12 protein-coding genes are annotated in these 13,917 nt (G+C 61.6%); 4 read left to right on the top strand and 8 right to left on the bottom strand.

What is annotated here, in order from left to right; all coding sequences use genetic code 11:
• Window positions 1-6: 6 nt before the first annotated feature.
• The gene (locus tag ACUN0E_RS37045; protein WP_445569725.1) at window positions 7-1,446 is read right to left on the bottom strand and encodes an aldehyde dehydrogenase family protein; all 1,440 of its coding nucleotides are present in this window, start codon (window positions 1,444-1,446) and stop codon (window positions 7-9) included.
• A 273-nt stretch (window positions 1,447-1,719) separates the two neighbouring features.
• Here ACUN0E_RS37045 and ppa point away from each other — a divergent pair, with 273 nt between their 5' ends.
• Both ppa and ACUN0E_RS37035 read left to right on the top strand, forming a co-directional pair.
• Window positions 1,720-2,247 carry an inorganic diphosphatase gene (gene ppa, locus ACUN0E_RS37040; protein WP_445569724.1) on the top strand — a complete coding sequence of 176 codons (528 nt, stop codon included), beginning with the start codon at window positions 1,720-1,722 and terminating at the stop codon, window positions 2,245-2,247.
• A gap of 324 nt (window positions 2,248-2,571) precedes the next feature.
• Window positions 2,572-4,677, top strand: coding sequence for an FUSC family protein (locus ACUN0E_RS37035; protein ID WP_445569723.1), 2,106 nt, complete (start codon window positions 2,572-2,574; stop codon window positions 4,675-4,677).
• 115 nt (window positions 4,678-4,792) lie between these two features.
• On the opposite strand, the gene ACUN0E_RS37030 is transcribed toward ACUN0E_RS37035, so the two are convergent.
• Complete coding sequence (locus tag ACUN0E_RS37030) at window positions 4,793-5,113, bottom strand: GIY-YIG nuclease family protein (RefSeq protein ID WP_445569722.1); 321 nt, start codon at window positions 5,111-5,113, stop codon at window positions 4,793-4,795.
• A gap of 10 nt (window positions 5,114-5,123) precedes the next feature.
• Entirely contained in the window at window positions 5,124-6,293 is a 1,170-nt protein-coding gene (locus tag ACUN0E_RS37025) for a GNAT family N-acetyltransferase (RefSeq protein WP_445569721.1), read from the bottom strand.
• Between the two features lie 130 nt (window positions 6,294-6,423).
• Here ACUN0E_RS37025 and ACUN0E_RS37020 point away from each other — a divergent pair, with 130 nt between their 5' ends.
• Both ACUN0E_RS37020 and glnK read left to right on the top strand, forming a co-directional pair.
• On the top strand, window positions 6,424-8,112 hold the full coding sequence (locus tag ACUN0E_RS37020; RefSeq protein ID WP_445569720.1) for an NAD+ synthase: 1,689 nt from the start codon (window positions 6,424-6,426) through the stop codon (window positions 8,110-8,112).
• A 152-nt stretch (window positions 8,113-8,264) separates the two neighbouring features.
• Complete coding sequence (glnK, locus tag ACUN0E_RS37015) at window positions 8,265-8,603, top strand: P-II family nitrogen regulator (RefSeq protein ID WP_006048444.1); 339 nt, start codon at window positions 8,265-8,267, stop codon at window positions 8,601-8,603.
• A gap of 239 nt (window positions 8,604-8,842) precedes the next feature.
• Here the strand turns inward: glnK and ACUN0E_RS37010 are convergent, their stop codons facing one another.
• The 5 genes from ACUN0E_RS37010 to ACUN0E_RS36990 all read right to left on the bottom strand — a co-directional run bounded on the left by ACUN0E_RS37010 (window position 8,843) and on the right by ACUN0E_RS36990 (window position 13,861).
• Window positions 8,843-9,997 (bottom strand): porin, encoded by a 1,155-nt coding sequence (locus ACUN0E_RS37010; protein WP_408511090.1) that lies wholly within the window; start codon window positions 9,995-9,997, stop codon window positions 8,843-8,845.
• A gap of 592 nt (window positions 9,998-10,589) precedes the next feature.
• Entirely contained in the window at window positions 10,590-11,369 is a 780-nt protein-coding gene (locus tag ACUN0E_RS37005) for an ABC transporter ATP-binding protein (RefSeq protein ID WP_408219276.1), read from the bottom strand.
• A 49-nt stretch (window positions 11,370-11,418) separates the two neighbouring features.
• The gene (locus ACUN0E_RS37000; protein ID WP_408238458.1) at window positions 11,419-12,132 is read right to left on the bottom strand and encodes an ABC transporter permease; all 714 of its coding nucleotides are present in this window, start codon (window positions 12,130-12,132) and stop codon (window positions 11,419-11,421) included.
• Window positions 12,129-12,818, bottom strand: coding sequence for an ABC transporter permease (locus ACUN0E_RS36995; RefSeq protein WP_408332854.1), 690 nt, complete (start codon window positions 12,816-12,818; stop codon window positions 12,129-12,131). Before ACUN0E_RS36995 ends, ACUN0E_RS37000 begins: the two co-directional genes overlap by 4 nt.
• Before the next feature lie 266 nt (window positions 12,819-13,084).
• The gene (locus tag ACUN0E_RS36990; protein ID WP_408332851.1) at window positions 13,085-13,861 is read right to left on the bottom strand and encodes an ABC transporter substrate-binding protein; all 777 of its coding nucleotides are present in this window, start codon (window positions 13,859-13,861) and stop codon (window positions 13,085-13,087) included.
• Window positions 13,862-13,917 lie beyond the last annotated feature (56 nt).

Below are 13,917 nucleotides of genomic sequence, written 5' to 3'. Positions count from 1 at the left end.
CCCGGCCTAACCGTGACGGATCGCGATGGTCTTCAACACCGTGAAGCCATACAGCGCTTCGAAACCCTTTTCGCGTCCATGGCCCGAGTGCTTTACGCCGCCGAACGGTAATTCGACGCCGCCACCGGCACCATAGTTGTTGATGAATACCTGACCGGAGCGCAGGCGCCGCGCGAGGCGCATCTGACGGGCGCCGTCGCGCGTCCAGATACCCGCGACCAGGCCGTACTGCGTGCCGTTGGCGAGCGCGAGCGCCTCGTCTTCGTCGGCGAACGACATGGCGGCGAGGACGGGCCCGAACACTTCGTCGCGCGCGAGGCGGTGGTTTGCCGGCACGTCGCGCAGCAGTGTGGGCGCCTGATAGAAGCCGCTTTCCGGCGCTTCGGGAATCACTTCGCCGTGGGCCGCCATCGCAATACCGTCGTGTTGCGCGTCGGAGAGGAAGTCCCACACGCGCTGTTGCTGCTTCGCGTTGATCAGCGGACCGCAGTCGAGATCGGCATGCGACGGTCCGACCCGCAGCGCGTGGAACGCGCCGCTGAGACGGTCGAGCAGCGGCTCGTAAATTGCCCGGTCGATCAGCACGCGGCTGCCCGCCGAGCAGGTTTGCCCGGCGTTCTGCACGATCGCCGACACCAGCACGGGCAAGGCCGCGTCGAGATCCGCGTCGGCGAAAACGATTTGCGGCGATTTGCCGCCCAGTTCGAGCGTGACCGGCACGTGGTTCTCGGCGGCCATCTGCGTCACGAGCTTGCCGGTTTCAGGCGAGCCGGTGAATGAGATGTGATCGATGCCGGGATGGCGCGCGAGTGCCGCGCCCGCTTCATGCCCAAACCCGGTGACGATATTCAGCGCGCCGGCTGGCAAACCCGCCTCGGCCGCCAGTTCGGCGACGCGCAACACTGACAGGCACGCGTCTTCCGCCGGCTTGACGACGCACGCATTGCCGGTGGCGAGCGCCGCGCCGACGCTGCGGCCGAAGATTTGCATCGGATAGTTCCACGGCACGATATGACCGGTCACGCCGTGCGGCTCACGGATCGTCAGCACCGTGTAGCCAGCCTGATAGGGCAGCGTTTCGCCGTGCAGTTTGTCCGCTGCGCCGGCGTAAAACTCGAAGTAGCGGGCCAGCGCCGCCGAATCGGCGCGCGCCTGTTTGAGCGGCTTGCCGGTGTCGCGGGCTTCGATCTGGGCGAGTTCTTCCTGGTGGGCGGCCACCAGCATCGAGAGCCGGTACAGTACGCGGCCGCGTTCGGCGGCGCTTGCCTCGCCCCATGCGCCTTCGAAGGCGCGGCGGGCGGCGTGAACGGCGGTGTCGATATCCGCCGCGGTGCCGCGGGCCAGCCGGGTGAACGGCTGGCCGTCGGATGGATCGAGCACGGCGATCGTCTCGCCGCCTGATGCAGCGGACCATTCGCCGCCGATGAAATGCCGGGCTTCTTCCATGCATGCTCCTTGAGGTGTCGCGCAATCGATGTCCAGGCCGCGATTCAAGCCGATGTCCGGATACGCGGTGTTCACAAACGAGAGGCACAATCGAGAGACGCCAGACGATTATCGCGCTGATCCAACCAGAGGTGCCATCGGCCGATTGGCTATAATGGCGTATTCCGCACTGTCCGGCCGCGGCACTTCGTTCTGGCGAGTTTCACGATTCACGCCGATCGAACTCACGCGCCGCACGCCGTGTTCCGAATTCCATCTGATCAGAGAGCGCTCATGAGCTTCAATCACGTCCCCGCAGGCAAAGACCTTCCGCAAGATTTCAACGTCATCATCGAAATCCCGGCGCAAAGCGATCCGGTGAAGTACGAAGCTGATAAGGAAACGGGCCTGCTCCACGTCGACCGTTTCATCGGCACGGGCATGCGCTATCCGGCGAATTACGGCTACATTCCGCAAACGCTGTCGGGCGACGGCGATCCGGTCGACGTGCTGGTGATCACGCCGTTCCCGCTGCTGGCTGGCTCGGTGGTCCGCGTCCGCGCGCTCGGCATGCTGCAAATGACCGACGAATCGGGCGTCGACGCCAAGCTGGTCGCCGTCGCGCATGACAAGGTCTGCCCGATGACCGCTGATCTCAAGTCGATCGACGACGTTCCGGCATACCTGAAAGACCAGATCAAGCACTTCTTCGAGCAATACAAGGCGCTGGAAAAGGGTAAGTGGGTGAAGGTCGAGGGTTGGGCGGGCATCGAAGCCGCGCACAAGGAAATCACCGAAGGCGTGGTGAACTTCAAGAAGTAAGCTGCGTTGTACCGGTGGTCGATAAAAACCGCGCGAGCCTGCAAGGGCCGCGCGGTTTTTTCATGGGTGGCGTTTTCGGAGAGTCCACTCCGCGTTCAATGCGTATTTGCCGGCCATCTCCCATTTGCCCATTTGCCTATCTATCCGCCAGAACGTCCACTCGTTCCAGCGCATAGACACAACGCATCGACTGGGTGAAGCGAAGGAATTTTTATATCTCCGCGTTAACCCTTATCATTCGGCGGCTGCAGCAGGTTTCCTGCCGTCGGCGTATTAATGCGCTGAGGCAGCGCCAATGTGCGTTTTTGGGAGCCCACTGTCCGGATGCTGAATCGCAAGTCCAACCCTTCGTCGCCGCGCTGGTCGAGCCGCCTGTACGCGGGCCTGTACGCGCTCGTCACCGCGATCTACCGCAGACGGCCGGTGTGGATGGTGTCGTTTTCGACCAGCGAGGCCAATCTGTCGGAAGGGCTGAGAGCCGCCTGCGCGTCCACCGCGATGCTGGTGCTTGGGAATCTGCTGCACGACCCGGTCTTCGCATGGGCGGCGATCGGCGCTTTCTGGACCTGTCTCGCCGACGCGGCCGGCTCGAACCGCGCGCGCTTCGCCTCGATGATGGGCTTTGCGTTGCTGTCGACCGTGTGCGGTGGCGTGACCGCCTTCGCGTCAGGCGCAGGGACCGTGTTTGCAGCGCTTGCCATTCTGATATTCACAACGCTCGGCGGGTTCGGCAGGATCTGGGGGGCCGCGACATCGCAGGTGACGATTCTCGCTGCGACCGCCTGTGTCGTCATGGTCGACCGGCCGATGCGCGACATTCGGGAAGGCATGGCGTTTCTCGGCATCTACCTGGCCGGGTGCCTGTTCGCCGTCGTGCTGAGCCTGACCGTCTGGCGCATTCATCCGTTCGGCACGAGCCGCGCTTCGCTGCGTGCGGTGTACTTGCGTCTGGCCGACATCGCGTTCGACAGCGCGCGCCTGCTTGAGCAGCGCGCAGCCCCTGGACAGTGGGCCACGCATGCCGCGAAGTTTCGCGCCGATGCGCGGGCAACGCTTGAGCGCTCGCGCAAGGCGCTGGCGAACGTGCCGGACTCGAGAACGGCCGGCCGGGAAACCTATGGCAATCTCCTCGCCTTGCTAACCGAAAGTGAAGCGCTCTTTGCGTATCTGATTGCGGTCACGGGTGCTTGCGAAAAACCCCCGGAAGACGCACGTCACGTCAGACGCGCGGCTCGTCTGTTGACCGGGATAGGCGAGGTGCTGCGCAGAATCGGCGCGGCCACTAACGAAGCGCAATGGAATCGTCTCGCTGATCTGCAACGCCGTTTGCGTCGCCTTGCAAGGCGGCTCGAATCTGCGTTGATGGAACCCGTGACACTCAAGTCGGACTTCGAACTGGTCGATTTCGCGCCGACGTATGCTGAGCCGCTGAAATGGTCGGACAGTGCCGCCAGATTGCTGACGCGGACGTGGTCGACCCTCAAGGCGAACCTCTCAAGTCAGTCGGTCGGCTTGCGCCACGCTGCCCGCGTGGGCGTCACGACGACGGCGGGCTTTCTGGTCATACGGGCGCTCGGGCTTCCCTTCGGCTATTGGGCCACCATGGCGACGCTGCTGATCCTGCAACCGTCCATTGCCGCGACCTGGCCGAGGAGTATCGAGCGCGCTGCCGGGAGCATCGTCGGGGGCGTGCTGGCGGCCGGTATCGGCTATGCGATTCATTCGCCGCTCGGCATTTCATTGGCGGTTTTCCCGCTGGTGGTGGCCACGATGGCGCTGCGTCCCGTCAGCTACAGCCTGTTCGTTCTGTTCCTGACACCGACCTTTGTGCTCGTGGCCGACTTTGCGACGCCCGGCGCGAACGAATTCGCTTATGCGCTGACGCGACTCGGCAACAATGTGCTCGGCTGCGTATTGGCGCTGCTGGCAACGTTCTATCTGTGGCCGACGCGGGAAAAAGTCGACTATCGCGCCTATCTGAGCGAGGCGGTGCGGGCGAATCTTGGCTATCTGAGGGCGGCACTGGAATCTCCCGGCCGAAGCGAGAAGGACATGGAACGCTTGCGCCGAGCCGCCGGATTGGGCAGCAATAACGCCGAGGAGGCAATCGGCCGCATTCGACTCGAAAAGCTCGAGGACTCGATGGTCGACACGGTGACGCTGACTGTGCTGAGCGTGTTGCGAAAAATGGCGGGAACGGCGACCCAACTGCGCTTGAGTACGAACCGGCGCGGCATGCACGATGAGCTTGGCGCGTGGCTTGCCGCCACGAGTGCCGATATTGAGGCGGCCTTGAACCGAACCTTGCGGCCGATACGGCGCGATCTGCCTGTGCGAGAGCAGTTGACATCGCTGGAGGCGGATGCGGTGGGGGAAATCGCGCTGATGCATCGGCTACTGACTGAACGGATGCGGGAGGCGAGGGGCTAGGTGGTGCGGGTCAGCGTATCCAGCCGCCTGGCTGCGCGCAGTTGCACTGCGAACGCGTTAAAGGAAACGAATACGTGAGCGGAGGCCAATTCGCCAGGAGGAAGCCAAAATGCTGTCAGGACGCGCTGGTTTGTTCTTCCGCGTCCTCGCCGCCAGCAGGTACGGGCTCAGGCAGCACCGACTCGAGCGTACGCAGCCCCCCCGCCAGCGCCCGCTTTTCGGACGGCGACAAACGCTTGACCCAATATTCCGCACTTGACGCACTCGAACGGTTCGCCAACTCGAACGACGCCAATACCTGCACCGGCTTGCGTGAACGCGTATAGCGCGCGCCCTCGCCGCTCATGTGTTTGTCAAAGCGCGCCTGCACGTTGGTGGCAATGCCGGTATAGACGCTGCCGTCCGAGCATTCGAGCAGATACAGAAACCACGCCATGGATACGCTTTTAGCCTTTGAACGGGTTATGTTCGCGCAGCTCGTCCACATACGCGTGGATGCTGTTCTTTTCGTTGTTGAGGAAGTGGCCGACCGCATCGGCGAAGGCCGGATGCGCGAGCCAATGCGCCGAGCGCGTCACAGTCGGTAAAAACCCACGCGCCATTTTATGCTCGCCCTGCGCGCCGCCTTCGAATGCGCCGAGCTTTTCCTCGATGCAGAATTCGAGCGGCTGATAGTACGCGGTTTCGAAGTGCAGGCAGGGCACATGTTCGAGCGCACCCCAATAGCGGCCGTACAGCGTGCCGCCGGTTTTCTCGTCGCGCTGATAGACCACGAGCGAACTGGCGATCGGCTTACCTTCGTATTCGGCGATCACCAGCAGCAGATTTTCCGGCATCGACGCGCCGATCATCCGGAAGAAATCGAGGTTCAGATACGGACTCGAAAAGTGCTCGCGGTAGGTTTGCCGATAACACTTGCTGAAGAATCGCCAATCGGCGTCCTGGATATCTTCGCCGCGAATCCGCCGCATCGTCACGCCGGCCTCCTGAACCTTGCGGCGCTCCGCGCGGATGTTCTTGCGCTTCTTCTGTTCGAGCGTGGAGAGGAAATCGTCGAAGTCGCGATAGCCGTCGTTCAGCCAGTGGAATTGCACGCCCTCGCGCTGCATCATGCCCATGTCGGTCAGCGCAGCACCTTCCGTTTCGGTCGGAAACAGCACGTGCAGCGAAGACACGTCGGCTTGCTCGGCGAACGCCATCAGCGTGGCCGCCAGATGCCGGAGGGCATGCGTATCCGCCGACAACAGCCGGTTGCCTTGCACCGGTGTGAACGGCACGGCGCACAGCAGCTTCGGGTAATACGGCAGGCCGTTGCGTTTGTACGCATCGGCCCAGGCCCAATCGAAGACATATTCGCCGTACGAGTGTCCCTTCAGATACACGGGCGCGGCCGCCACGAGCTTGTCGGTGCGTGGGTCGGTGAGCGTGACGAATTGCGGCACCCAGCCGGTATCGGCGACCGCGCATCGGGTCGCGTGCAGCGCGCTCAAAAACTCGTGCCGCAGAAACGGCGTGGGTTGAGATTGCTGCGCGAGGAGGGCATTCCATTCCGCGGCGTCTACCTCGGAGGGTGACGCCAGAATGCCCGTGCGATAATCAAAGCGTTCCTGGTTCAATCTGTGTGACTGTTCCCAATGAGCGACCCATGCGTGGTGCGATGTGTCGTTCGTTTATCCGATGTCCGTTGCCGTCGAGCTAACCAGCCGCGGTGCTTGCAAGCTGTCTGGCTTGCCTGTCGATCCTGCCATGAAGACCCGAATCGCTCTTGCTCAAATCAATGTCACCGTCGGCGATTTCGCCGGCAATGTCGCGAAGATTGTCGCTGCCGCGCGCGCTGCGCACAACGATGGTGCGAAGCTGCTGATCGCACCTGAACTCGCGCTGTCCGGCTATCCGCCCGAAGATCTGTTGCTGCGTCCCGCGTTCTACACCGCGAGTGCGGCTGCGCTCGCCGATCTGGCCACGCAACTGAAGCCCTTCGCGGGCTTGCACGTGATCGTCGGCCATCCGCTGCGCGATGCGGCGCACGGCCATGGTAATGCAAACGCGCCGATCGAGCGCGGCGTCCCGCCGGTCGATACCTTCAACGCGGCCTCGCTGATCGTGGACGGGAAAGTGGCCGGCACCTATCGCAAGCAGGATTTGCCCAATGCCGAGGTGTTCGACGAGAAGCGCTACTTCGCTTCCGACCCGAAGCCGTTCGTGTTCGAACTGGACGGCGTGAAGTACGGCGTGGTGATTTGCGAAGACGCGTGGCACGCGTCGGCGGCGCAAATGGCGAAGGCGGCGGGCGCGCAAGTGCTGCTGATTCCGAACGGCTCGCCGTATCACCTGAACAAGGAAGCCGTGCGCTTCGACATTCTGCGGGCGCGGATTCGCGAGACCGGCCTGCCTATGGTCTACGTGAACATGGTCGGCGCGCAGGACGAACTGGTGTTCGACGGCGGCTCGTTCGTGCTCGATGAAAAGGGCGAACTGGTCGCGAAGATGGCGCAGTTCGAGGAAGGCAACGCGATTGTCGAGTTCGATGCTGGCAAGCCGGTGCCCACGGCGATCGCGCCGGAGCTCACGCTCGAAGCGCAGGTGTACGCCGCGCTCGTGATGGGTGTGCGCGACTATATCAACAAGAACGGTTTCCCGGGCGCGCTGATCGGCCTGTCGGGCGGCGTGGATTCGGCGCTGGTGTTGGCCATTGCGTGCGACGCGCTGGGCGCGGATCGCGTGCGCGCGGTGATGATGCCGTCGCGTTATACCGCGGACATTTCAACCACCGACGCCGCCGAGATGGCACGCCGCGTCGGCGTACGCTACGACGAAATCGCGATCGCGCCGATGTTCGACGCGTTCCGTGGCTCGCTGGCCGAAGAATTCGCGGGCCGCGCCGAAGACGCCACGGAAGAAAACATTCAGGCTCGCATTCGCGGCACCTTGCTGATGGCGTTGTCGAACAAGTTCGGCTCGATCGTGCTGACCACCGGCAACAAGAGCGAGATGGCGGTGGGCTACTGCACGCTCTACGGCGACATGGCCGGCGGCTTCGCGGTGATCAAGGACATCGCCAAGACGCTGGTCTACAAGCTGTGCCATTACCGCAATCAGGCCACCACCTTCGGCAAGCAGGACGTTATCCCTGAGCGGATTCTGACGCGCGCGCCCTCGGCCGAACTGCGCGATAACCAGACCGATCAGGACAGCTTGCCGCCGTACGAAGTGCTCGACGCGATCATGCGCATGTACATGGAGGAGGACCGCTCGCTGGCGGAAATCATCGCGGCGGGCTACGCGGTCGACGACGTGAAACGCGTTACGCGCCTCATCAAGATCAACGAGTACAAACGCCGTCAGGCGCCGATCGGCATTCGCGTCACGCATCGCGCGTTTGGTCGCGACTGGCGGTATCCGATTACGTCGCGCTACACCGAACCGGTTCAGTGAGAAGCGAACGGCTGCTGCGGACTTACCCGAGGCAGCCCGGAAGCGCGCGTCGGATCGCCGACCCACCGGATCGCCGCAACGCATCCGGCGCGGCGTAGAATAAAAATCATCCATTTCCCTTTCAACCTTCCAATCACGAGACGAGGTCCGCCATGAAGCGCATCACTGCAGTCATCAAACCGTTCAAACTCGACGAAGTGCGCGAGGCGCTCGCTGAAGTCGGCCTCACGGGGTTGACCGTTACTGAAGTCAAAGGCTTCGGCCGGCAAAAAGGCCACACTGAGCTCTATCGTGGTGCAGAGTATGTGGTCGACTTCCTGCCGAAAGTGAAGATCGAAGTGGTTGTCGCGGACAACCAGTGCGATCAGGTGATCGACGCGATCATCGGCGCGGCGCGTACCGGCAAGATCGGCGACGGCAAGATTTTCGTCGCGGACGTTGAGCGCGTGATCCGGATTCGTACGGGCGAGGAAAACGAAGCCGCGGTTTGAGCGGTTCGACCCGCACTGTTAAAACACAGAGTTAAAGCGCTGGTATTGGCACCCGCGCAACGCGCGCACCGATCAGGTGCGCCGGGGCGGTGGCAAAACCGCGCGCACAAATAAAAAACGGTGCGATACCCTTTCGGACATCGCACCGATACGCGCCTCTCGCAGCAGCGTGAAAAAGATTCTCTTGGAGAACTCGTTACTACGCCCCGAAGGAAGTCCCCCCGGGGCACACCGTTCGATTAGAACGAGTGTTGAATACCTGCATACACACCCGACTGGCTGTGACCCGGCAGCGGGTTGTCCGTTGCGGTGGACGTGCCGGCATTGTCAGCATTCAGGCCGAAGTTAGCATTCTTGCTGTTGCGTGCCGTAGCGATCTGGATATCCAGCAGCGTGCGCTTGGACAGGTTGTACGAGCCGCCGATCGTGTAGATCGTCGCATTGCCTGCACCATTGTTGCCGTTGACGTGATAGACCGCTGCGATCAGCGCTGCAGCCGGCGTTGCTTGCCACGTCACGCCGCCCCATTCGTGATCGAGCGTGGTCGGCTGGCCTGGCAGAACGCCCGTCGCACCTGCCGAACGGACAGCCTGGTATGCGCCCTGAATCTTGAACTGGCCGAGGAACACGTTCACGAGAGCCGAGTATTCGCGCGATGCCGCGAAGATGCCGGTGGAGATGTTAGCCGCATTGGCCGAAGTGGCAGCAGCCGGACCGTACAGGACGCCGTTACCCGGATTGCGGATTTCGTCGTACAGGCCGCGAACCTGGAACAGCGAGTTCGTGTAAGTGACCTGTGCGCCAGCTTCGCGACCTTGAGCGGTCGTGCCGTTGCCGTTCCAGTTCGTTGCATTCGACAGGGCATATTGACCGTAGAAGTCAAAGCCTGCGACCTTCGGCGACTGGTACGAAATGTTGTTGCTCGATTGCGGCCAATTGCGGCCACGCACCAGCGACGCCGACGACCAGTTCGACTGACCGAACGGATCGAAGTCCCACACGCCATTCGAGATGAAGAGTTCGCGACCCAACAACAGCGTACCGAATGCGTCGTTCGACATACCGACCGTCGCCCAACGATTGAAGAGACCGCCGCCGCCAGGGCCCGTGCCGTTCATCGTGTTGAAGGAGCCTTCCAACTGGAACAGGACCTTGTTACCGCCACCGATGTCCTCAACGCCCTTCATACCCCACAGGCTGGTACCCCAGTCGCCGCTTTCTGCCTTGAAACGGTTCGTGCTGCCAGTTGCCTGACCATTTGCACCGACGCCTTGCGGAACGCCCGACATGTATTCCAGGCCAGCATCAAGGCGGCCGTACAGCGTCACGCTGCTTTGGGCGTGAGCAACTACACCGGCTGTCATTAGCGCAGCGGCGAGCAAAGCTTTCTTCATCTTCTCCTCCATACCCTGTCAAAAAGTGAAACCCAGTACTGCGAATGGTGTTCGGACGCAAGCGCGCCGAACAGAAATCGGTACCAGGGAGATTAGCGGGTGGATTGGGTCTCCTGCCGTGACGGATAGCCTCAACGGGCTATTCTTTGCGTCATGCCGATCCCTCGCCGACCGGTTCTCCTCTGTTGCTTTGAAGTGAAACTACTTTTAATGAACTTTGTTTTGCTACTTTGGTTACTAATTTATCAAAAATACCCCTGACTGGGAGAAGAAATTAGTACCGACCTGGGCCGGTGTCTCCAAATTGCAATACGAATGTGCGCGAGGAAGCGTTACAACGTCCCTAAAAAGCCGGGAAACCCTTATGCCGTAAGGGAATCACGGATTGGGACGAGCAACGTTAAGGATTGCCACTATTGACGCTTCAAATGCGGCAGAGTAAGGGGGGAAGAGGGTGGTTTGGGCGTGGTTCAAGCCGATTTTCGAGGCCAGAACCGCCGGAATGCACAGGTGAGCGAAGTAAAAAAGGCGCTCGTAAGCGCCTTGTAATGCTACTTTGACTACAACCCAAATACCAGGCTGTACGACAGTCTTATTTGAGGCTGCCGGAGAGGAACTGCTTGAGCCGTTCGCTCTTCGTGTTCCTGAAGACTTCGTCCGGGTGGCCTTCTTCTTCGACGCGGCCTTGATGCAGGAACATCACGTGATTCGACACGTTGCGCGCGAACGCCATCTCATGGGTGACGACGATCATAGTGCGGCCTTCTTCGGCGAGCGTCTGCATGACCTTGAGTACTTCGCCGACCAGTTCGGGATCGAGTGCGGAAGTCGGTTCGTCGAACAGCATGACGTCCGGATGCATGGCCAGCGCGCGCGCGATCGCGACACGTTGCTGCTGGCCGCCCGACAGATGCGACGGGTACTGCTTTTCCAGGCGCGGTGCGAGGCCCACTTTCTCCAGATATTCACGCGCGCGCTCTTCGGCCTCCTTGCGCTTCAGACCCAGCACGTTGACCGGTGCCTCGATGATGTTCTCGAGGACGTTCATGTGCGACCACAGGTTGAAGTGCTGGAACACCATCGACAGTCTGGTGCGCACGCGCTGCAACTGCTTCGGATCGGACACGCGCAAGGCGCCGTTCCTGGCGATCTGCGTGCGGACTTCTTCGCCGTCGACAAAGATGCGCCCGGAGTTCGGCTGTTCGAGGAAGTTGATGCAGCGGAGCATCGTGCTCTTGCCCGAGCCGGACGAGCCGATCACGCTGATTACGTCGCCGGCGTTGGCCTTCAGCGACACGCCCTTGAGGACTTCGTTGTCGCCGTACTGTTTGTGAAGCTCGTCAACGAAGAGCTTTTGCTTCTTGGTGTTCATCGGGATCCTTGGCGGGCTTACTTGCTTGGGGGCGCAGTGCCCTTTTTAATTACTTGCCTTGCGGCCGCAGGTAAGCGAGCCAGCGACGCTCCGCGCGGCGGAACAGCCACACGAGCGCAAAAGAAATCAACAGATAGAGCAGGGCGGCGAGGCCGAATGCATTGAACGACTGATACGTGGCCGAGTTCACGTCGCGCGCGATCTTGAGAATGTCCGGCACGGTCGCGGTGAACGCGACGGTGGTGGCATGCAGCATCAGGATCACTTCATTGCTGTAGTACGGCAACGCGCGGCGCAGCGCCGACGGCAGAATCACGCGCCGGTACAGCGTGAACGACGACATGCCATACGCGCGCGCCGCTTCGATTTCACCATAAGGCGTGGCCTTGATCGCACCCGCGAAAATTTCGGTGGTGTACGCGCAGGTGTTCAGCGTGAACGCGAGCAGCGTGCAATGCATGCCGTCGCGGAAGAACGCGTTGGTCAGCTCGTGATTGCGGATGATCTCGAGGCTGTACAGGCCGGTGTAGCAGAGCAGCAGTTGCACGTAGAGCGGTGTGCCGCGAAAGATATACGTATACAGCCACACCAGGCCGGCCAGCCACTTCTTCTTCGACACGCGCGCGACCGCGAGGGGGATCGACAGGCAGAAGCCGAGTCCGATCGACACCACCAGCAGCCACAGCGTGATCACGACGCCGGTGAGGCGGTAGCCGTCGCTATAAAGATAGTTGCGCCAGTATTCCTGAATGATCTCGATCATAGATCCGCCTTTCGTACGCCGGTCGAGTAACGCTTTTCGAGGTACATCAGCACGAAGTTGGACACTGTGGTGATGACGAGATAGATCGCCCCTGCGAGCAGGGTGAAGAAGAAGAACCGCAACGTGCCCTTGCCCGCATCCTGCGAGGCCTTGACCACATCCGCGAGACCGATGATCGACACCAGCGCGGTGGCTTTCACCATCACCTGCCAGTTATTGCCGATGCCAGGCAGCGCGAAGCGCATCATCTGCGGGAACATGATTCGCGAGAACACCTGCCAGCTGCTCATGCCGTAGGCCGAGCCCGCTTCGAGCTGGCCGCGCGGCACCGCGAGAAACGCGCCGCGGAACGTCTCGGTGAAGTACGCGCCGTAGATGAAGCCCAGCACCGCGACTCCGGCCACGAACGGGTCGATGTCGATCTGGTCCCAGCCGAGCAGGTCGGTCAGGTTATTCAGCCAGATCTGGATGCTGTAGAACAGCAGCAGCATCAGCACCAGGTCGGGCACGCCGCGCACGAGCGTCGTGTAGATAGTGCCGACACTATAGGTCAAGCGATTCTTCGACAGTTTCGCCGCCGCGCCGAGCAGGCCCAGCACAAAAGCGAACGCCAGCGACAACACCGCCAGTTTGACGGTTTGCCAGGTGCCGTTAAGAAGCAGCGGGCCGTAGCCTTGAAGGAACATATGGGGTCCTTGACGATACGCGTGTGACGTACCGCGAAAGACGCGGCCAGCTCTGCACCGCGTTTGCCGCGAGCCTGAGCTCGCCGTTTCCTGCGGCGCACAGCGCACCGCTGTGCAAATCATGACTGCATGACCGTTGCCGGTCTTGCAGCGCGCTTTTCGACTCTCGTTCTGAATCGGGGTTGAAGCTGTTTTTGAATCTCTTGCGACTGTATTACGAAGCCTCGGGAAAGCCCATGCGGGCGAGCCCCGAGTTCGTGACCATCTCAATGACCCGGATAAATATCGACGTCGAAGTACTGCTTCTCGAGTTTCCTGAACGTACCGTCCTGGTGCACCTGCGCCAACGCCTGGTTGAACATCGTTTTCAGCTCGACGTCGTCCTTGCGCAGGCCGATGGCCGTGCCTTCACCGATGGTCTTGGGGTCTTTCACTTCCGGGCCGGCCCAGGCGAAGCCTTTGCCGCGCGGCGTCTTCAGGAACCCGGCGTCGGCTTGCAATTCGTCCTGCAACGCAGCGTCGAGACGCCCCGACGCGATGTCGGCGTACACCTGATCCTGATTCTGGTAGGACACCACGGTCACGCCTTTGGGCTGCCAATACGCCTTGGCGTAGGCCTCCTGAGTCGAGCCCTGCTCGACGCCGACATGCTTGCCCTTCAGCGACTCGGCCGTGGGCAGCAGCGGGGAGCCGGCTTTGGCGATCATGCGGGCCGGCGCGTCAAACAGCTTGTCGGAGAAATCGATCTGCTCGCGGCGCTTGTCCGTGACGGTCAGCGACGACACGATCGCGTCGAACTTCTTGCCCTTCAATGCCGGGATGATCCCGTCCAGATCCTGCTCGACCCACACGCACTTGACGTTCATTTTGGCGCACAGCGCTTTCGTCAAATCGACGTCGAAGCCGACGACCTGGCCGCTTGCCGCCGTCGATTCGAACGGCGGATAGCTGGCGTCCACCCCGATGCGCACGGTTTTCCATTCTTTCGCCATCGCGCTGGTGGCCATGACGGCAAGCGCCACGCACAGTGCGGCCTTCTTCATGTTTCTCCTGGATCAAACTGATCGTCGTGGTGTGCCGATCTCGACGACCGCCGGCT

This window comes from Paraburkholderia sp. D1E (genome assembly GCF_052682275.1).
This window is presented reverse-complemented; position numbering and strand designations above follow the sequence as displayed.

Coding starts and splice junctions, on each gene's coding strand:
- ACUN0E_RS37045 (WP_445569725.1), bottom strand. CDS start 1,446: ATGGAAGAAGCCCGGCATTTCATCGGCGGCGAATGGTCCGCTGCATCA.
- ppa (WP_445569724.1), top strand. CDS start 1,720: ATGAGCTTCAATCACGTCCCCGCAGGCAAAGACCTTCCGCAAGATTTC.
- ACUN0E_RS36990 (WP_408332851.1), bottom strand. CDS start 13,861: ATGAAGAAGGCCGCACTGTGCGTGGCGCTTGCCGTCATGGCCACCAGC.
- ACUN0E_RS37010 (WP_408511090.1), bottom strand. CDS start 9,997: ATGAAGAAAGCTTTGCTCGCCGCTGCGCTAATGACAGCCGGTGTAGTT.
- glnK (WP_006048444.1), top strand. CDS start 8,265: ATGAAGCGCATCACTGCAGTCATCAAACCGTTCAAACTCGACGAAGTG.
- ACUN0E_RS37000 (WP_408238458.1), bottom strand. CDS start 12,132: ATGATCGAGATCATTCAGGAATACTGGCGCAACTATCTTTATAGCGAC.
- ACUN0E_RS37035 (WP_445569723.1), top strand. CDS start 2,572: ATGCTGAATCGCAAGTCCAACCCTTCGTCGCCGCGCTGGTCGAGCCGC.
- ACUN0E_RS36995 (WP_408332854.1), bottom strand. CDS start 12,818: ATGTTCCTTCAAGGCTACGGCCCGCTGCTTCTTAACGGCACCTGGCAA.
- ACUN0E_RS37005 (WP_408219276.1), bottom strand. CDS start 11,369: ATGAACACCAAGAAGCAAAAGCTCTTCGTTGACGAGCTTCACAAACAG.
- ACUN0E_RS37030 (WP_445569722.1), bottom strand. CDS start 5,113: ATGGCGTGGTTTCTGTATCTGCTCGAATGCTCGGACGGCAGCGTCTAT.
- ACUN0E_RS37020 (WP_445569720.1), top strand. CDS start 6,424: ATGAAGACCCGAATCGCTCTTGCTCAAATCAATGTCACCGTCGGCGAT.